Below are 19,869 nucleotides of genomic sequence, written 5' to 3'. Positions count from 1 at the left end.
GGCTTTTAGCTAGCTGCTTCTTTCTTGTCTGTACTAATGAATTTCAAAACAATCAATACAATGCATATACCAAGGATTCCTGAAATGATATAGCTCATATTGAGATGATTTTTCATGACAAGGGACATGACCGGCGGGCCTGCCGCAACTCCGATGAACCTTGATGACATGTAAAAGGAGGTAATCGTCCCCCTCTGTTCCTTTTTTATATTTTGGGTGATGATTGCGTCGAGTGTCGGCAATAACGCACCAATTGCTATCCCCACCAAGCTCGTTACGAGTAATAACAGGAAAACCTTTTCTTTTGTAAAACCGACAAATACAAGGCTAATTGAAAGGACGGCTAAACTGATCATGATGATCTTTTTCATGATTGGTAATTCTCCCTTGATTTTTTTCCCTGCAACATAAGAAGATACACAAAGGAAAAACAGTGGGATCGCTATCACTAAACCTTTTTTGACTCCATGCAAATCATGGATTTTTTCAAGATTGTCTGACAAAAAGAAAAGAACACCGAACAAAACCAACATGACAAATACACCAATCAGGAAAATTGTATATAACCATTTTCCTTCCTGCTTGAATATTTTTTTCGTATCACGCCAGAATTCTTTTAATTTCTTCGGCTCTTCCTTCTCTTTTGGTACCTTTATAAAGAAAAAGACCAAAACAATAGATATTAAACTGAAGAATGAAATCGAGAAGAATGGTAAAAACCAGATAAATGCAGCAAAAAGGGAACCCAATATTGGACTCAGAACTTTCCCAAATGTGTTCGAGGTTTCGATGATACCCAAACAAGCACTTGTTTTTTCATCATCATCCTTGTAAAGGTCCCCCACTAAAGGCAAAATGATGGGCGAGGCTCCAGATGCCCCAATCCCTTGCAATACTCTCCCAATGATGATCCATGTATAAGGATTATCCATTTTCCATGATGCATAACCTGCAACCAAGCCGCCAATAAGGGCAAGGACAAGGCTTGGCATAATCACCATTTTCCGTCCAAATCGATCTGATAAATAACCAGCTATAGGAATTAAAAAAATGGATGCAACGGAATAGCTTGTTATCACCATGCTCGATTGAAAAGAAGATATTCCCACCTTTTCTTCAAAAATGGGCAAAACCGGGATAAGCATTGAATTTCCAAGGGTCATTACCAATGGAATCGATGCCATACTGATCAGACACCAAACGCTTACATTATTATTTTGCTTCTCATGACCTTCCATACTTACACTCCTCATCCATTATAAAAGCAACTTAAGGTAACCTTCTTTGAAGATGTCTTTAATTATTATGTTATTGAACAGAAAGATTTATTCAGTAGCGCTCAACCCAAAATTATCCCTTGTGTTCCTAGTTTGCCTCGACTTTAAAATTCTTTATAGCAAATAACCCATTCTTTAAAAGAATGGGTTTCCAGTATATAAATACAGCGTTTTACTCGACTATTTCTTCCCTTCCACTTCTGCTAATAAGCAGCTTTAGGGACACCGTTTTTTATAAAAGAATGATATTGCTCTCTTTGCACTCCTTTAATATTTGGTCATTCCAAACCGAAACCTGAACTTCACCAATATGTGCTTTCTTTAACAAAAACATGCATAATCTGGATTGCCCTATTCCTCCACCTATTGAATGCGGAAGTTTTCCTTCCAATACCGCTTTTTGATATTCGAGCGTCGTACGATCTTCGTTTTTGGATAACCTTAATTGTTTTAACAGCGAATCTTCATCTACTCGAATTCCCATTGAAGAAACTTCAAAAGCACATTCCAAAAGTAGATTCCACAAAACGATATCTCCATTTAGCTCCCAATCATCATAATCTGGTGAACGTCCATCATGTTTTTCTCCTGATTGCAACTTTTTTCCAATCTTCATAATAAAAATCGCACCATATTTCTTTGCTACCACATTTTCTCTTTCCTCGGGAGTCAGATTCGGGTATAAATCCTCCAATTCCTGTGTCGTAATAAAGTGAATTTCATTAGGCAACACAGGCCTAAGCATAGGATGGAATTTAAACATATGAAGTTCGGTCGCCTTAATAGCCTTATATATTTTTTTCACTTCGGATTTTAATGTATTTAAGTTACGCTGTTCTTTTGCTATGACTTTCTCCCAGTCCCATTATCTACAAATAACGAGCATAAATTATCTAATTTTTCATCACGTCTTATCGCATTCATATTTGTGTAAATTCCTTCATCAAAAGTAAGGCCATACCTAGATAGAGTTATTCTTTTCCACTTTGCCAAGGATTGAACCACTTCTATTTGTTTATTTTTAATATCCAAAGCATCAAACGTAAGGATCCGTTCCATACCATTTAAATTGTCATTTATCCCATTACCCTCATTTAAAACGATAGGAGCTGATACTTTAATAAGGTTTAACGCATTTGAAAGTCCTTCTTCAAAATGACCCTTAATTTCATTTATCGCTATATCCGTATGCATGATATCAAGGATTGATTTGTATTTATTTGGCATCGATAATTTGGGCATAATTATCCTCCAACTTGTTTTTGACCCGGGGTTTAATAACGCATATATTGCAAATTGGCATCTTTCCATATGACTAAATTACATTATGAAGGAACTTTCTGGGTTGTTACTAAACACCACCAGCCTGATTGAATCATTTTCCATAATTAAMTATATACACTCAAAAAAGGACTGACTCAGATAAAAAGGTGGTACAAGTCCAATTGTTTGAATACATTCAAATAAGCAGGATGTATCAAACGATGAGGTGATGATTTGGGTGCTTTTTTCAGCTATGTATTATTAGGCTTATCACTGGCAGCTCCTATCGGTCCCATTAACGCTGCTCAATTGGACAAGGGAATCAAGAAAGGTTTTTGGCATGCCTGGATTTTCGGCTGGGGTGCCATTTTAGCGGATGTTGTCTTCATAGCCCTCGTTTTTTTCGGTGTCGTCCACTTTTTAGATAACTCCTTCATGAAGACATTTTTGTGGCTTTTTGGCTTTTTCGTCCTGACCTATACCGGAATCGAAAGTCTGCTTAGTGCGGGTAAAATTGAAGTGAATGTACGGAAAGCGAAAGATTCCCTTTTTTCTTCATTCCTATCAGGATTCATCATGTCCCTTTCGAATCCTTTATCCATTTTGTTTTGGCTGGGGATTTATGGATCAATTCTCGCAAACTCCGCTTCAAAATATGATATGAATCATTTACTTTTATACAGTTCAGGGATTCTTATCGGCCTCTTAGCCTGGGATTTCACAATGGCTATAATCGCCAGCACCTTCAGACGTTTTTTATCCAAATCCATTCTAATGGGCATTTCGATCATATCAGGGATATCCCTGATAGGGATAGGCATTTACTTCGCCATACAAGCGGCCAAGGTTTTATTTACATAAGATCTAATTGTAATAGAAAAAAGACCCAACAGAGGCAATGGCTATTCTTAATCCTGTATCGAAACTAGCATTTACTCGTGAGTTTAAGGGATTTACTCGTGAATTTGGTGCATTTACTCGTGAGTTTCAATGATTTACTCGTGAATTTGGTGCATTTACTCGTGAGTTTCAATGATTTACTCGTGAATTTGGTGCATTTACTCGTGATTTATAGGAGGTGGCATACTAGAAAAAAGGACAGCCAAATGCTGTCCTTTTTTATCCAAACTCAACCTAATGGGCCTTTAAATTTATTAGATGCTTCTTCCTTTTATTTGTTGGACCACTTGCTTGATGAACCCTTCTATTGCGACACTTTTAAATTCTTGTTCCCCGTATTTCCGGACATTCACTTCATTTTCTTTTTCCTCTTTATCTCCAAGGACAAGCATATATGGGATTTTCCCTATCTGTGCTTCCCTAACTTTATATCCCAACTTTTCATTCCGTTCATCGATTTTCACCCTTATGCCGTGACCCTTCAGTTCTTTTTGGACCTTTAAACAATAATTCAAATGAACATGAGAGACAGGGATGACCTGTACTTGCACCGGGGCAAGCCATACTGGAAAAGCACCAGCAAAATGTTCAATCAGGATTCCAAAAAAACGGTCGATCGATCCAAAGATCGCACGATGAATGACGACCGGACGGACCTTTTCATTATTTTCATCGATGTAAGTTAAATCAAATTTATCGGGCATTTGAAAATCAAGTTGAATCGTTGCACATTGATGGCTTCGTTTTAGTGCATCTTTAATATGAAAATCAATTTTCGGGCCATAAAATGCCCCGTCCCCCTCATTTAATTGATAATGTATCCCGATGTTTTCCAGAACTTTTTTCAAGGCTGATTCAGAATCCTCCCAAAGGGAATCATCGCCCAATGAATCCTCTGGACGAGTCGACAGTTCCACTGAATACTCGAAGCCAAAAGTACGATACACCTCGTCAATAAGATGAAATACTTGTTTAATCTCACTTTTGATTTGATCCTGCCGAACAAAAATATGGGCATCATCCTGACAAAATGTCCGGACCCGGAGCATCCCGTTTAATGCACCGCTATACTCGTGCTGGTGGACTTGACCGAACTCGGCCATCCGGATGGGTAAATCCCTGTAAGAATAAAGATTGTTTTTGAATATGAGCATATGACCCGGACAGTTCATTGGCTTCATCGCGAATTTTGTATGATCCACATCTGTGAAATACATATTTTCATGGTAATGATCCCAGTGGCCCGATTGTTCCCATAACCGCTGGTTCATCATGAAAGGAGTCCGAACTTCGTCGTAATCAGCGTCAGTCTGAAGCTCCCGCGAGAACTTCTCCAATTCATTTCTAATAATTTGTCCTTTCGGTAAATAAAACGGCATTCCAGGGGCTTCCTCCGAAAACATGAATAACTCCAATTGTTTCCCTAATTTACGATGATCGCGTTTGGCTGCTTCTTCTATGAATTTCAAATGATCCTGTAAATCCTTTTTCTTTCTGAAAGCCACGCCATACACCCGTTGAAGAACTTCATTTTGACTGTCTCCCCGCCAATAGGCACCTGATACACGACTTAATTTGAACGATTTTACATATGACGTGGATGGAAGATGCGGCCCTCTGCAAAGATCGATGAATTCCCCCTGTTGATAGAGCGCTAGTTTTTCACCCTTAGGAATGTTCTTTGCTATCTCCAACTTGAATGACTCTCCTCTACCCTCAAATAACTTAACAGCTTCTTCATAAGATACTTCGATTCTTTTAATTTCCAGGTTTTCATTTATGATATGTTCCATCTCTTTTTCAATAGCTTGCAGATCTTCTGAGCTCAAAGGATGTTCTAACTTAAAATCATAGTAAAAACCATCTTCCACGACTGGCCCCATCCCCAATTCCACATTTTCGTATAATCTCTTGATGGCTTGTGCCAAAACATGCGCCGATGTATGATGTAAAACTTGTAATCCCTCATCCGAATCCAGAGTCAGGATTGACAATTCGGCATCTTTATCCAACTTGAAACTTAGATCAACCAGCTTTTCGTCCAGTTTTCCTACTACTGCCTTTTTCCTTAAACTTGAGCTGATGGACCCTGCCACACTTTCCACTGTCGTGCCTCGCGGATATTCCTTTTGCTGCCCATCCGGGAATTGAACTTTAATCATTTTTTCACCCATCACATAAACACCCCTTTTTTGGTAATAAAAAAACGCACCCATCCCTATGCAAGGGACGAGCGCGTTTACCCGTGGTTCCACCCAATTTCCCATAAGCAAAAAACACTCATGGCTCTGGAGCTTGTAACGCRGCTTAGACGATATCAGTTACTCTTGTTCACCGATATRGCTCAAAGGCGGTAAATCAGTTTCCTAAGCCAGGAAGTTCGCAGCTGCCCTTCCCTCTCTGTWGACCGTAAAAATGATTCATGTCCTTATCATGGCAATAATTATAAAAATAAAAAACGCACCCATCCCTAAGTAAGGGACGAGYGCGTATACCCGTGATTCCACCCAATTTCCCATAAGCAAAAAACACYCATGGCTCTGGAGCTTGTAACGCAGCTTAGACGATATCAGTTACTCTTGTTCACCGATATGGCTCAAAGGCGGTAAATCAGTTTCCTAAGCCAGGAAGTTYGCAGCTGCCCTTCCCTCTCTGTAGACCGTAAAAATGATTCATGTCCTTATCAATGCTTCTTTGCATGTTAATGGTTTTTATATTGTTATATATATTACAATATATTCCCATAAGTGACAACCTCAATTTTTTTCATTCCATTACTAACACCAAATTGGTATAATTAGTAAAAAAGGAGTTTCCATGAAACGTTTAAGCAATTGGTCAATCGTATTTGCAGTGATTGGTATCCTATCATTTTGCTGTTCCCTTGCTTTTTCAAAAGCGTCCGATCTGCTTATGATTTCAGGATTCGGTGCGTTGCTAATTGGTATGTTATGCAGCTTAGGGGCCATGTATAAAAGTGAAAAAGGAAAGTCGAAATACTTGGCTGTGGCTGCATTCTTTCTTTTGGGTTTCATTCTCGTTTGGAATGAACCATTTCAAATCGTAAGGCTATTAACCCGGATGAAAAATTAAATGAAAAAACCCGTTCGCCATGACGGGTTTTTTCATTGATTCATTCTTCATCGGCTATCGTTCGACTTGAATTCTTTATTCCAAGCCATAGCGTAAGTCCAGTGGTCCAGAGTATTAGCGCGCATCCAAGGCCGAGCAATGATAACGGTGCAAGGATTTGATGCTCCCCAACCATGACGGTGTCTGGCACAATCAGCCATGTGATAAGCGCCAATAAGCAGAGAAGCACACCTGTTGCATAATAAACCTTGATTTGGAAAAGTGACGCCAATGGTAAAAAATGAATCCCTACAATAATGGCGATGACCCCCGGTATAAGATCGGTGTGATTGATCAAGTTACAGATGGCAATGGCAATCCCAATCAGCAAACCTTCGGCAATGAAGACCATATTAAACAAAAATCCGATACGCTTAAGACGTCTTGCCCCATCATCTGAAACTTGACTGGACATTTTTTGTGATGCATGTATTAATGAAATGCCAACGATAACCATGATGATTCCCACGAATATGGCTGCGAGTTCCACGTAGGGAAACCCCCACCCTTGCAATCCCATTACACCGGTACCCGCCCACAGTGTTCCGAAGACCGCCATGAAAATGACTCCAATTCCAGAACCGCGAAACGCCTCTTTCATCATCAGTTTCCTTTCATCCACAGTATAATCGTACATAGAATAGTATTGCACCACTTCCCCAATTATTCAGCTATAAAAAAATCATTTGAGATGAGATAATTGCCGTTTCGTAGATATAATTGGATTTTCGCAGATATAATTCGATTTTCGTAGATATAATTGGGTTTTCGCAGATATATTCCGGTTATCGCAGATATAATTGGATTTTCGCAGATATATTCCGTTTTTCGCAGATATAATTGGGTTTCGATACAAATCTTCATGAAAAAAACCTGAGTCCTCCAAGGGGTCTCAGGTTTTTTCATTCATATCAAGCCACATCTGATTTGTCAAATTGACAATCTTTCAATGAAATTAATTTGGTCTTATGATAAATCTTGTATCCTAGCCAAATCGCCAGGAATAGCGGCAGTCCGATATAGGAGACAGCGACGCCATACCAGTCGATGCTGCCGCTTAGGAATGCTTCATAGTTCTGCCCTGCAATGACACCCATGCAAAGGACGAATGAAAGAATCGGACCGAATGGAAACCATTTTGCTTTATATTTCAATTCGTTTATGTCACCGCCCTGTGCGACGTAGGCGCGTCTAAAGCGATAATGGCTTATGGCTATTCCAATCCAGGCGATAAAGCCGGTTAGCCCCGATGCGTTCAATAGCCATGTAAATACGTGATCCCCAAAAATGGAGGTCAAGAAGGCTAGCCCGCCAATTAATGCCGTGAGAATCAAAGCATTCATCGGGATTCCCCTGCGGTTGACTTTAGCAAGGAATTTGGGAGCTTGGTTATCTTTCGCCATCGACCATAACATCCGCGTTGAAGCATAAAGCCCCGAGTTCCCTGCGGATAGTAAGGAAGTCAATACGACAGCATTCATGACGGATGCCGCGAATGCAAATCCTGCGCGTTCAAACACAAGCGTGAAAGGGCTTACAGAAATATTTTCCACATCCCCGTTCAGCAAACTTGGACTTGTATAAGGAATTAATAGGCCTAGTATCAGGATGGCCCCGATGTAAAACAATAGGATGCGCCAAAATACTTGGCGGATCGCATTCGGGACATTTTTTTCGGGATTCTCACTTTCACCGGCAGCAATACCAACTAGTTCCGTGCCTTGAAAGGAAAAGCCGGCTATTAGAAAGATTGAGATGATCGATAAAAACCCTCCCTTGAATGGTGCCTCACCCATGGTGAAGTTTTCGAACCCGATCACCTTTCCGCCAAAAACCCCTAAGATGGTCAATAATCCAATAATGATAAAGAAAATGATCGCGACGACTTTTATTAAAGCAAACCAATATTCAGATTCACCATAGCTTTTAATGGATAGGGCGTTGAGGGTGAAGACGATTCCTAGAAATAATGCACTCCATAAGAGGCTGGGTACATCAGGGAGCCAGAATTTCATGATGATGGCTGCTGCGGCTATTTCCACGGCAAGGGTGACTGCCCAGTTAAACCAATAATTCCAGCCAAGTGCAAAGCCGAATGCGGGATCTACAAAGCGTGTGGCGTAGGTGGAAAATGATCCCGATACAGGCATATATGTCGCCATTTCCCCTAAGCTTGTCATAAGGAAATAAACCATGATCCCAATGCATGCATATGCAGCGAGGGCACCACCGGGCCCTGCGCTTTGGATGGTTGCCCCGCTTGCCAGGAATAATCCGGTTCCGATTGAACCGCCTATGGCAATCATGGTCATATGCCTTGCTTTCAGTTTCCTTTTAACTGTCGGTTCTTGATTTTCAATGAGATTCATGTCCATATGGTTCCTACCTCATTTTCTATTAAAGTTAAAAGATTTATATAGTCTCCAACAATCGCTTTTTCGGAAGACTATATGCGAACTAAGGGATATCATGATATATCAGGCTTTACTGGGTAGGCTAGTATCCGGTTTAATTGCCATTGCCTGGTATCGTCAGCCTATTCCCAGCCGGAATAACCTCATCCTGCTCAATGTCCATTCCACACCATTGAATTAAGGTAAGGGCGATGATCTCCGCTGCCGAAAACACATTGTCGAGTAGGATGTATTCATTTGGATAGTGAGCAACCTCGGTTACTCCAGGCCCGAACACGATTGCAGGCGTTTCACCGACATGTGTCAGCAATCCCCCATCAGTTCCCCACGGAGAGGCCTCGATTACCGGATCCTGTCCTGCAACCCGACGAAATTGATGGACAAGCGCATTCATCAGTTCATGTTCCACATCAATTGCCCCTGGAACCCAACGTGCCCCGAACCATTCCAATACCGGCGGATTTTCCTTGAACCATTCGTCCACTTCTTTCAGCTGCAATAACCAGTCGGCCATTTCTTCCTTCGCCTGCTCCATCGTTTCCTCCGGCGCAACGCCCATCCTCCCTTCGATTTTCACAAGGTCGGGAACGGATGACGGCCAATTACCGCCTTCAATGACACCTAGATTGATTGGAATCGGAATGGGCGTGTTTTGATAAAGCGGATCACTGATACGTGCATTTCGCTTTTCTTCCAAGGCACGAATATGATTGATGACGGTCATGCTTTTTTCAATGGCACTAACGCCTTCATACCTTGTTCCGCCATGGGCTGACCGCCCTTTTACATGGACCCGGAACCACATCGAACCCTGCTGTTTCGGAAAAATCCTCATATTCGTCGGTTCAGGAATAAGGGCAGCATCTGCTTTATATCCCCTCAGGACGGCCGCTAATGTTCCGGCCCCGCCGCTTTCTTCTTCAATCACACTTTGAAAAATGACATCTCCTTTTAATTGGATGCCATTTTCCTTCAATGCCTGCATCGCAAGGATCAGCGATACATTTCCACCTTTCATATCGGTTACACCGCGACCAAACATTCTTCCATTCTTAATGGCTCCACTATATGGGTCGTCGTCCCACTGCTCCCGGTCCCCATCCGGAACCACATCGATGTGTCCGTTCAAAATGATGGAACGGCCGCCTCCAGTCCCTTTCATGATACCTACCACATTGGGGCTGTTGGAAAATTCACTGCGTGGAGAATAGAAATAAGAATGCTTTTTCAGCTCGCCGCCGTCAGGTTCCCAACTATCGATCTGCAAACCCATTTCCTGAAGCTTCTGGGCGACAATGGCTTGTGCCCCTGCTTCATTTCCTTGCGTACTCGGGGCTTGTACCATTTTTTGCAATAGGTCTGTTCCTTCTTCCCGATAATCCTTGATCCATTGGTTTATCCGTTTTTTTATATCCGGCACTTTTATCCTCCTTATTCACACATATTCTGATAGATTACTGAAAGTCCCATTCCACCTGCCATACACAACGTTACCATTCCGTACTTAACTTGTGAACGCAACATTTCATGCATCAGTGTGACTGTTAATTTTGCACCTGTTGCTCCTACAGGGTGACCAAGTGCAATTGCCCCTCCATTGACATTGACGATATCCGGATTCAAATCTAATTCCTTGATCACTGCAAGTGCTTGGGCAGCAAAGGCTTCATTAAGTTCAATCAGTCCGATATCCTCTAACGATAGACCTGCTTTCTCCAATGCCTTTCGAGTCGCTGGTACAGGTCCAATCCCCATAACTCCAGGTTCAACACCTGCACTGGCGAAAGCCTTGATTTTCAAGAGCGGTTTTAATCCCTCTTTTTCTGCTTGCTGTTTGGACATTAATAGTAAAGCTGCCGCTCCATCATTCATGGGACAGGCATTTCCTGCTGTAATGGTTCCTTCATTTTTGAATACTGCTGAAAGACTGGCTAGCTGACTCAGATGAATGTCCTCGCGTACCCCTTCGTCATGGTTAAAGATTTGAAGACCTTTTCGATCCTTGATTTTAAGCGGAATAATTTCTCGCTCAAAGCGACCCTCTTCCATAGCTTTCCAAGCCTTCTTGTGGCTTTGATAAGCAAATTGATCCTGTTCTTCACGACGGATGCCGTATATTTCAGCCAGGCGCTCGGCTGTTATTCCCATATGCTCATTTCCCAAGGAACATATTAATCCATCTGCCAGCAGAGCATCCTCCATCGTTACGTTTCCAAATTTACCGCCCCATCTATTTTTCACGATATAAGGCACATTGCTCATGCTCTCCACTCCGCCGGCAATGATCACGTCCTCTTGACCAGCAGCGATAGTTAAAGCAGCGTTGGTAATGGCCTTTAAACCTGATCCACATGCTTTGATTACAACGTGCCCTGGGACACTGTACGGGAAATTTGCCATCTGCGACGAAATTCGGGCCGAGTTAAGGCCGCCTCCATGGACATAGCCATGCCCGAAAATCACTTCATTGACCTTATCTTTACTTAACCCGGAATTCTCCATTAGACCTTCCAATACTTGACGGCCCAATTCGGTAGCATTAACATTCCGGAGTGATTTACCAAAGGATCCAACTGCAGTTCGCGCCCCAGCAACGATGACAACCTCATTCATGCTTTTTTCCTCCTCTTACCTATTCAATGCTGTTTACAGTAGCCCCGATTTTCAGCGTCGCCTCTGTATTCCTTATCACATCATCCACCGTATATGGCGCCATGACTTCCTTCAGTACCAAACCCTCTTCCGTAACTTCCATGACAGCCATATCCGTAATGATCAAATCCACACTCTGCCTTGCCGTCAATGGAAGCGTACATGTCTTCAATATCTTCGATTCACCCTGCTTGTTCACGTGATTCATCAAGACGATCACCTTTTTGGCCTTCTGGGCAAGCTCCATCGCCCCGCCCATCCCCGGTACTCGCTTACCTGGGACGATCCAATTAGCCAAGTCCCCCTTTTCACTGACTTCCAAGGCTCCAAGGATGGTGATGTCGATGTATCCTTTCCTGATCATTCCAAATGCTGTTGCACTGTCAAAATATGAAGCTCCCATTACAGTAGTGATCGGGAACCCTCCTGCGTTACAGAGAGCAGGATCTTCTTTCCCCTGATCCGGACTTGGACCTGTACCGAGAACCCCATTTTCCGCATGGAACAGCACATGGATATCTTGAGGTATATGGTCGGCCACCAAGGTAGGGATGCCGATGCCTAAATTGACGATCAAGCCGTCATGGATTTCCTTGGCGGCGCGTTTCGCGATGCGATTTCGTACATCTACTGCCATGCCCATTTCCAATTCACCCCTTTTGTCGGAATCACCATATCTACATAAATGCCTGGTGTGGCAATGCACTCAGGATCCAATTCACCTACAGGAACGATTTCTTCCACTTCCGCAATCGTGAAGGCACCTGCCATCGCTACCAGCGGATTGAAGTTACACGCAGTCTTGTCGTACACCAAATTCCCAAGCGAATCTGCCTTTTTAGCATGGACGATGCTGACTTCAGAGGTCAAAGCGGTTTCCACCAAAAATTCTTTTCCTTCTATAACAATCTTGTCCTTGCCTTCTTCGGCTATCGTGCCAATCCCGACATCGACAAAAATCCCGCCTAGGCCTACACCGCCAGCACGGATCCGTTCAGCTAATGTCCCTTGCGGTGAAAATTCCACTTGCAGCTTTCCTTCAGTCATGAGCCTGCCTGCATTAGGATTGGATCCGATATGTGAGGCGATGACTTTCTTTGCCCTTTCAGCAGTCACAAGCCGGCCAATGCCGATATCAGGGAATCCAGTATCATTGCCAATCAAAGTCAGTTCCTTGACTCCCTTGGCAAGGATACCCTGTACAAGCGTGGGGGGAGTCCCCACTCCGCCAAACCCACCATACATGAGTGTGCAGCCATCGGAAATATGCTCCAGTGCTTCTTCGATTGTCACTATTTTGTTATTCTTCGTAATGGCCTGCTTCATACCGTTCCTCCTAAATAGCCTGCATGTCCTCAATCAAACCCTCCGAGTGCAATTCATGCTGCAACTCTTCAAGGGAAGCTTCCAATATCTTGACGAGGCGATCGATTTCTTCATTCGTAATGACTAATGGCGGAGATAGGATAACCGCATCACCGGCAATTCCTTCAATCGCACCTGCAGCAGGATAGATCAACAACCCCTTCGCAAAAGCCTTATTGACAAGCCTTGTAGTAAGGCCGACTTGCATGTCGAATGGCGTTTTTGAAATCCGATTGGAGACAAACTCAAGTCCAAGGAGAAGCCCTTTCCCTCGTACATCCCCAATGATATCGAATTTCTTAGCCAGCCCTTGGAGCTTCTTAAACAGGTATTGACCTTTCTCCTCAGCCGCCTGAACCAGGTCATTTCCCTCAAGGTAGGTAAGCACTTCCAATGAAACGGCGGCAGATAAAGGGTTTGCACTATATGTATGGCCGGCCATGATTGAATTCGAGCCTTTTAAAATGGGCTCCATGACACGGTCACTAATCATTGTGGCGGCCATTGGAGTATAGCCCGCGCTCATTCCTTTACCCAAGGCGATGATATCCGGGGTGACTCCCCAGTGTTCCATCGCGAACATTTTTCCTGTCCGGCCGATTCCCGTCATTACCTCATCGGCGATAAAGAGAATGTCATAGCTTTCGCAGATTTCCTTAATCCTTTGATAGTAGCCATCCGGCGGTGTTACAGCCCCGGCGGATGCCCCGATGATGGGTTCGGCGATGAAGGCTGCGATATTCTCGGAGCCGACCCTTTGGATGGCTGTCTCCAGTTCATCTGCACACTGAAGCTTGCAGCTGGAAGGTTCACTATTATACGGACAGCGATAACAGTAGGGAGCAGATATGCTAGGGAAATCCTCCAATAGCGGAACAAAACGTTTTCTCCTTGGTACATGACCTGACATCGATAAAGCGCCCATCGTAATCCCGTGATAACTCGTCCATCTGGAGACAATGCGATTTTTTCGCTCATATCCTTTTTCTTGCCAATGTTGAATCGCTATCTTCATCGCCGTTTCGGTCGCTTCCGATCCACTATTCACGAAAAATGACCAATTCAAATCCCCTGGAGCCAACTCACTTAGCTTCTTGGCTAATGCCTCAGCGGCTTCACTCGTAAAATGGGATCTATATGCAAAAGAAACTTTGCGGGCCTGCTCCTTCATTGCCTCGACAACCTCTAATACACCATGGCCGATACTCGCTGTAACCGCACCTGATGATCCGTCTATATACTGATTTCCATCTATATCATAAAGATAAATTCCATTCCCATGAGAGATAGTGGGATAGTCATGATCTAGAGTAGGCTTAATCAAATGATTGCGTGTCATGTCATCTCTCCTCTTTAACGTTGTACCCACTGTACATTTTTTCTATTAATCAATTAAGTTCCTAATTTGAAAAAATTATAAGAAACCAAGTTTACCAGCTAAAAGGTTCATCCTGAATCAGGATGGATTCTGTAGGGCAGCCTTCCATTGCATCCTGCATGTCATCATGCAGGATCTCCGGAACTTCGGCAATCCCCTGATTATCGTCCAAGATCACGAAAGCGATCCCTTGATCGTCATAGTCATAAATTTCAGGACCTGTTGAACCGCATGCCCCGCACGCAATGCAGGTTTCTTTATCAACCCATGTGTACTTAGCCATAGAAACAATCCTCCTATTTGACGGATAAATCTTTACCCCAAATATTCATGTCCTCATACTTATCCCAAATATTGCAATTCTTCGTTAATCTGCCGCCATATTCATATCCCAGCTGGTGAAAGACGGCATTCATGCCCATTGACAATGATCGTGCCAATGAATATGAACAATATATATTTTTCCTGATCAATTCTTGTTCCAATGCAGAGATGAGTACCTTCATGAAACCATGCTTTCGATGATGGGGGATTGTTGCACAGTCTGTTAATTCAGCATTATGATACATCTCATTCACTTCCGCGGATGCAGCGCTCACGATGGTTCCTTCATATTCGATAACACTGAAGATCGTACCTTCCTCCATCACTTTCTTGATATATCGCTCATCATTCATCGGTGTAGGATAGGTTTCAAAGATGGCACCATATAAATTCGCCAGCTCTTGTGCATCTTCCTCCGTAGCAAACCGTAGGATGTAATTCTCAGGCATTTGCTGGGATTCAATCAGTCTAGGAATCTGACTGACATCTTGGATGACTTTATCTTCCTTGATCCAAAAATCGCTTGTTCGCCTTTCATCCGTTAAATAGAAGGCCATGCAATAGGCATCATTCCCTTTGAAATACCTGCTCAATATTCCTTCCAGCATGAATCCTTGACCCAATGCCACAGATAAATCTTCATTCCTGGCTTTAAGTATCACTTTAGTAAAGCCCTGCTCCTTTGCGATGACAAGCGCCCGAGCAATTGCTTTTTTGATATCTCCCCGATAATCATCCATGCGCAAGCGCTGATTGGAATGATCATGATAGAGCTCCATCGTATAACATTCCCCAGTCTCCACCTGGGTGAAAAAAGGCAGTTTTTGAACAGGCATTATGTATCCCCCTTATTTAAAGAATTCGGGAGAAGAGATGCATATCATCCGCTTCTCCCGGCATTCTATTTCCAATTGAATAATTTCTTAACGGGTGCCTGAAGAAGCTGATCATACGTAAACTCATCAGGGTATTCACTCACATCATATATAGATAAGGCTTCATCAACCTTTTGATTCATCGAATCAGACACATAGATTCCACATTCCGGACAGTTCAAGGCTGGAACTTGAAGGACCCTTATTGAGCGTTTCCCATCAGGCATGATCCAGTAACAATCCTTCTTTTCGCTTTCTTCTACGTTAGGGGCATTACACCAGAGGCAATCCATCTTTATTCCCCCTTGCCTTCAGAATTCACCGAGCCGCTTCCGACCAAGGCGTTCTTTTTTTCTTGGGCTTTCCTTAATTTTTCCTTCATTTCGTCCCGTTTATCACGGCGATCCTTCAATGATGCATGTTCACCAGTGCTTTCATACGCTTTTCTCTTATCAAGACGGCGAAGGCCCTCTGGCACCAAGTTGAATTTCTCGTCCGTCATGAGAGCGGAAATCCCGACAGCTTCTTTCCTGTCCTCAGTACCATACACTTCATCAAAGTAAGCATCCGCACTGCCGGCAACATAATTCTTCGGCTCCGGATAACTTGTGATCACTCCTTCAAAGTTCCGTAAAACGACTTTATCCGGACTTTGAGAAAGCAGGTAATTCGGAGTCAAGGCAATCTTTCCGCCTCCGCCAGGTGCATCCACCACAAAGGTTGGCACCGCATATCCTGATGTATGGCCGCGCAGCGCTTCAATGATTTCCAGTCCTTTTGAAACCGGCGCCCTGAAATGCCCGATCCCTTCAGATAGATCACATTGATAAATGTAATAAGGCCTTACCCTTGCTTTAACACAGTCATGCATAAGCTTTTTCATGATATGTACACTATCGTTGATACCAGCCAGGATAACAGCCTGATTACCAAGCGGCACCCCTGCCATCGACAGCATGTCACATGCTTTTTTCGCTTCATCCGTCAGTTCAAGTGAATGATTGAAATGTGTATTTAACCAAATCGGATGGTATTTCTTCAGAATATTGCATAAATTTTCTGTAATCCTCTGCGGGAAAACGACCGGTGCACGTGTGCCGATCCGAATGATTTCCACATGCGGGATGGCACGTAAGTTACTCAATACGTATTCAAGGATCTTATCATTGATCAACAGGCCGTCTCCTCCAGAGATCAACACGTCCCTTACTTCCGGGGTATTCCGGATATATTCAATCGCCCCATCCAGCTGCTTCTTGGGAACACCCATGCCTACCTGACCTGAAAAACGGCGTCGTGTACAATACCGGCAGTACATGGAGCATTGGTTCGTCACAAGGAATAGAACGCGATCCGGATAACGATGTGTCAATCCTGGAACAGGGGAATCCTCATCCTCATGCAGCGGATCCTCCAAATCATATCTAGTCTTGTTCATTTCTGCCGAAAGCGGTACCGACTGTAAACGAATCGGACAGCGAGGATCATCAGGATTCATCAAAGATGCATAATAAGGCGTAATGTTCAATGGAATCGTTTGAGTCGAAATCCGGACTCCTTCCTCTTCATCCGGTGTCAAATTGACGACCTTTTTCAAATCATCCAGTGTTTTAATCGTATTGGTCAATTGCCAGATCCAATCATTCCACTGCTCTTCCGTTACGTCCTTCCACAATTCGATATCATTATAATGCCTGCGTCCACCAAGGTATTCTTTATTTTTTACATCAATTCCCATCAAATTCATTTAAATTACCTCCCCTTATTCTAAGAACTTATAAATATATACTCGCAAGAATGATGCCAACATTCAAATCAAGGAAAACGTAAGCAAAAGGGGGTAAACCTACCTTAAAACCGCAAGATATTTTTCATTACGCATATTTTTTTGCAGCCAGATTATTTGCACTAAGCAGAAAATTCAAAAAAAGAGGGCCTCGACACACGAGAGCCCTCTTCAAGGTACATCATCATTAAGGAAGTGACAGCGTTTTCAAAAAACCTCAATTTATTTCGATTCCTTTGATCCTGCCGAATAAACTTTTTCAATGCCATACTTATTTAACTTATATTGCAGTCCCTGTCTTTTAATATTGAGGGCTTCAGCCGTTTTGCTGATATTCCCGTTATATTTCTCAAACATATTGATGATCATTTCCCTTTCCATTTCTTCAAGAACGACAGGTAAATCAATCTTATTTTTCAATGGGGAAGGATGGTTCTGCGCATTTGATGCAGCGTAATTTCCAGAAGGAAAAAGATAGGCAGGAAGATGATGTTCATCAATCATATCTTCCCCTGCGTCCATGACATTAAAGGTTAACTCTATGGCATGTCCCAGTTCACGAATGTTCCCGGGCCATGGATATTGAAGAAGCCTCTGCATCGCCTTATGACTGATCCCGCGCACTTCCGTAAAAAATGATTTGTTGAATTTTTGAATAAAGTGATTGACGATTTCCGGAATATCCGTTTTACGCTCCAGAAGTGAAGGCATTTGGATCGTCACGACATTCAGGCGAAAAAATAAATCCGAGCGAATGATTCCCCGCTCCAACGCCTCTTCTGGAGAAATGTTCATTGCAGCAATGATCTTCACATTAACCTTTTGCTCCTTCGAACCCCCAACACGGCGCACCTCGCCTTCCTGAAGCACCCGCAGCAATTTTGCCTGCAGACCGAGGTCGAGACTATTCAACTCATCAAGGAAAAGGGTACCGCCATTTGCCTGTTCAAAAATGCCCATGCGATCCATCGCTCCGGTGAAAGCCCCTTTCGTCGTGCCGAACAGAAGACCCTCCATCAATTCCTTTGGAACAGCCGCACAATTTTGCGCAATGAACGGTTGATTTCGCTGAGCACTTACATTATGTATACTTTGCGCGACCAGCTCCTTCCCTGTCCCTGTAGGTCCATAAATCATGACTGGGGAATGTGTACGGGCCGCTTTTTTCGCCAATGATATGGCTTGCTGAAAAGCAGGGCTAGTACCGATCAAATCACTAAAATGATAGGTCGCCGTCCCTTCAGAAAACTTATTTTTCTTATGGGTCTCTGCCAGCTGGGAACGTAAATCGACAATTTGGTCGTACATATTCATGACCTTCGTAATATCCTTTGCGATTTCCACTGCCCCAGTAATTTCACCATCCTCATATAAAGGATACGTACTATTGATGGACGTTATTTTTTTCTCTTTTAAATTGACATATGTCTGAATGGACTCATTCGTTTCCATGCCTTTTTCCAATGCTACATGCAGCGTACTGGATTCATCAGTCAATGATGGATAAAGCTGAAAAATATTCTCCCCCAGCACCTGTTCACGATCAAGCCCGTCAATATGTGCCATCATTTCATTATAGAATACCGTATCCCCATCCTTATTCACGATATGGACACCCACATTAATCACATTCAATATCCATTCAAATTGAGTGGAAAACTGATTTACTGAAGATTTCATTTCTTCATCTCCGTTCTCTGTCATTTGATAGAATCACCTGTAAATTATAGCATTTAATGGGAAGCATTCATCCCTTTATTCTTATAAGATTAAAACTTCAACATAAAGGCAATAGAATAATAAGGTCAAAAAAAGGAATCTCGCATTAAGCCAAGAAGGTTATATAAGAAAATATAAAATATAGGGGGGATTCGGATTTCAGAACGAAGCAAAGAAACGAAAATAGAAATTAAACCGTGGGAAGATAAAGACCTGGAATTACTTTTTCAACTAAATGCCCCAGAAATGATGGAATATCTTGGCGGACCTGAAGGTAATGAACAAATCCTGAAACGCCATCAACGGTATCTGCAGATTGGGGAGAAGGGATGCATGTTTAGCATCATCTCGTTTCCAGAGGCTGAAGCAGTCGGTTCCGTTGGCTACTGGCAAACAGTGCGGAACGATGAAAATGTGTACGAAATCGGTTGGAGTGTCCTCCCTTCATTTCAGGGAAAAGGGATTGCTTCCCATGCTGTGAAGGCACTGATAGAGAAAATAAAAGCCGAACGAAAATACAAATACATTCACGCATTCCCCTCAATCCATAATGATGCGTCAAATGCAATTTGCCGCAAGCTTGACTTCAAGCTTACCTCCGAATGTGAATTCGAATACCCTCCAGGGAGCTTTATGCGTTGCAATGACTGGTGCTTGGAACTTATCTGACAATGGCCCCATTACCCTTAGGATAGTAGTAAATGAAAGAAATTTGGATTGTATTGAATTAAACTCAACCAGTTAAAAGTTTGTCAAAATTTTCAATTACAAACATAGAAGTCCA

Annotated in this window: 17 protein-coding genes, 1 pseudogene and 2 other annotated features; of the genes and pseudogenes, 3 read left to right on the top strand and 15 right to left on the bottom strand. The window is 42.9% G+C overall.

The window, feature by feature from the left end; translation table 11 throughout:
* Positions 1-5: 5 nt before the first annotated feature.
* Together AC1DVK_RS10940 and asnA are read right to left on the bottom strand one after the other, a co-directional pair.
* Positions 6-1,238, bottom strand: a complete 1,233-nt coding sequence (locus AC1DVK_RS10940; protein ID WP_477626472.1) for an MFS transporter — start codon at positions 1,236-1,238, stop codon at positions 6-8.
* Positions 1,239-1,509: 271 nt separating this feature from the next.
* Positions 1,510-2,504: pseudogene (asnA, locus tag AC1DVK_RS10935) on the bottom strand (aspartate--ammonia ligase).
* Positions 2,505-2,774: 270 nt separating this feature from the next.
* Between asnA and AC1DVK_RS10930 the strand changes: the two are divergent.
* Positions 2,775-3,401 (top strand): LysE family transporter, encoded by a 627-nt coding sequence (locus AC1DVK_RS10930; protein ID WP_089364094.1) that lies wholly within the window; start codon positions 2,775-2,777, stop codon positions 3,399-3,401.
* Positions 3,402-3,694: 293 nt separating this feature from the next.
* Here the strand turns inward: AC1DVK_RS10930 and thrS are convergent, their stop codons facing one another.
* On the bottom strand, positions 3,695-5,602 hold the full coding sequence (thrS, locus tag AC1DVK_RS10925; protein WP_477626502.1) for a threonine--tRNA ligase: 1,908 nt from the start codon (positions 5,600-5,602) through the stop codon (positions 3,695-3,697).
* 60 nt (positions 5,603-5,662) lie between these two features.
* Positions 5,663-5,884 (bottom strand) — a binding site (T-box leader).
* A gap of 30 nt (positions 5,885-5,914) precedes the next feature.
* Positions 5,915-6,136 (bottom strand) — a binding site (T-box leader).
* Between the two features lie 121 nt (positions 6,137-6,257).
* Here thrS and AC1DVK_RS10920 point away from each other — a divergent pair.
* On the top strand, positions 6,258-6,533 hold the full coding sequence (locus AC1DVK_RS10920) for a hypothetical protein (protein ID WP_477626471.1): 276 nt from the start codon (positions 6,258-6,260) through the stop codon (positions 6,531-6,533).
* Between the two features lie 40 nt (positions 6,534-6,573).
* Here AC1DVK_RS10920 and AC1DVK_RS10915 read toward each other — a convergent pair whose 3' ends face one another.
* The 12 genes from AC1DVK_RS10915 to AC1DVK_RS10860 all read right to left on the bottom strand — a co-directional run bounded on the left by AC1DVK_RS10915 (position 6,574) and on the right by AC1DVK_RS10860 (position 19,070).
* Positions 6,574-7,209, bottom strand: a complete 636-nt coding sequence (locus tag AC1DVK_RS10915; protein ID WP_410862008.1) for a DUF7010 family protein — start codon at positions 7,207-7,209, stop codon at positions 6,574-6,576.
* A 274-nt stretch (positions 7,210-7,483) separates the two neighbouring features.
* Positions 7,484-8,947 (bottom strand): amino acid permease, encoded by a 1,464-nt coding sequence (locus AC1DVK_RS10910; RefSeq protein ID WP_477626470.1) that lies wholly within the window; start codon positions 8,945-8,947, stop codon positions 7,484-7,486.
* A gap of 133 nt (positions 8,948-9,080) precedes the next feature.
* Positions 9,081-10,406, bottom strand: a complete 1,326-nt coding sequence (locus AC1DVK_RS10905) for a peptidase (RefSeq protein WP_477626469.1) — start codon at positions 10,404-10,406, stop codon at positions 9,081-9,083.
* A gap of 11 nt (positions 10,407-10,417) precedes the next feature.
* Positions 10,418-11,599 (bottom strand): thiolase family protein, encoded by a 1,182-nt coding sequence (locus AC1DVK_RS10900; RefSeq protein ID WP_477626468.1) that lies wholly within the window; start codon positions 11,597-11,599, stop codon positions 10,418-10,420.
* Between the two features lie 19 nt (positions 11,600-11,618).
* The gene (locus AC1DVK_RS10895) at positions 11,619-12,281 is read right to left on the bottom strand and encodes a 3-oxoacid CoA-transferase subunit B (RefSeq protein WP_089364101.1); all 663 of its coding nucleotides are present in this window, start codon (positions 12,279-12,281) and stop codon (positions 11,619-11,621) included.
* On the bottom strand, positions 12,266-12,964 hold the full coding sequence (locus tag AC1DVK_RS10890) for a CoA transferase subunit A (RefSeq protein WP_061464614.1): 699 nt from the start codon (positions 12,962-12,964) through the stop codon (positions 12,266-12,268). Before AC1DVK_RS10890 ends, AC1DVK_RS10895 begins: the two co-directional genes overlap by 16 nt.
* A 10-nt stretch (positions 12,965-12,974) precedes the next feature.
* Positions 12,975-14,342, bottom strand: a complete 1,368-nt coding sequence (locus AC1DVK_RS10885) for an aspartate aminotransferase family protein (protein ID WP_061464615.1) — start codon at positions 14,340-14,342, stop codon at positions 12,975-12,977.
* Positions 14,343-14,433: 91 nt separating this feature from the next.
* Complete coding sequence (locus AC1DVK_RS10880; protein WP_061464616.1) at positions 14,434-14,664, bottom strand: ferredoxin; 231 nt, start codon at positions 14,662-14,664, stop codon at positions 14,434-14,436.
* 13 nt (positions 14,665-14,677) lie between these two features.
* Complete coding sequence (ablB, locus tag AC1DVK_RS10875; RefSeq protein WP_284469843.1) at positions 14,678-15,541, bottom strand: putative beta-lysine N-acetyltransferase; 864 nt, start codon at positions 15,539-15,541, stop codon at positions 14,678-14,680.
* Positions 15,542-15,606: 65 nt separating this feature from the next.
* A complete protein-coding gene (locus AC1DVK_RS10870; protein ID WP_089364105.1) occupies positions 15,607-15,873 on the bottom strand; it encodes a YokU family protein in 267 nt (88 codons plus the stop codon).
* 2 nt (positions 15,874-15,875) lie between these two features.
* Positions 15,876-17,318 carry a lysine 2,3-aminomutase gene (gene kamA / locus AC1DVK_RS10865; RefSeq protein ID WP_061466183.1) on the bottom strand — a complete coding sequence of 481 codons (1,443 nt, stop codon included), beginning with the start codon at positions 17,316-17,318 and terminating at the stop codon, positions 15,876-15,878.
* Between the two features lie 270 nt (positions 17,319-17,588).
* The gene (locus tag AC1DVK_RS10860) at positions 17,589-19,070 is read right to left on the bottom strand and encodes a sigma-54 interaction domain-containing protein (RefSeq protein WP_250211700.1); all 1,482 of its coding nucleotides are present in this window, start codon (positions 19,068-19,070) and stop codon (positions 17,589-17,591) included.
* Between the two features lie 171 nt (positions 19,071-19,241).
* Between AC1DVK_RS10860 and AC1DVK_RS10855 the strand changes: the two genes are divergently transcribed.
* Positions 19,242-19,754, top strand: coding sequence for a GNAT family N-acetyltransferase (locus AC1DVK_RS10855; protein ID WP_477626501.1), 513 nt, complete (start codon positions 19,242-19,244; stop codon positions 19,752-19,754).
* Positions 19,755-19,869: the final 115 nt, after the last annotated feature.

Source organism: Peribacillus sp. P4_B1 (genome assembly GCF_056402395.1).
Note: the sequence above shows the minus strand (reverse complement) of the source record. Positions and strands in the feature narration are given on the sequence as shown.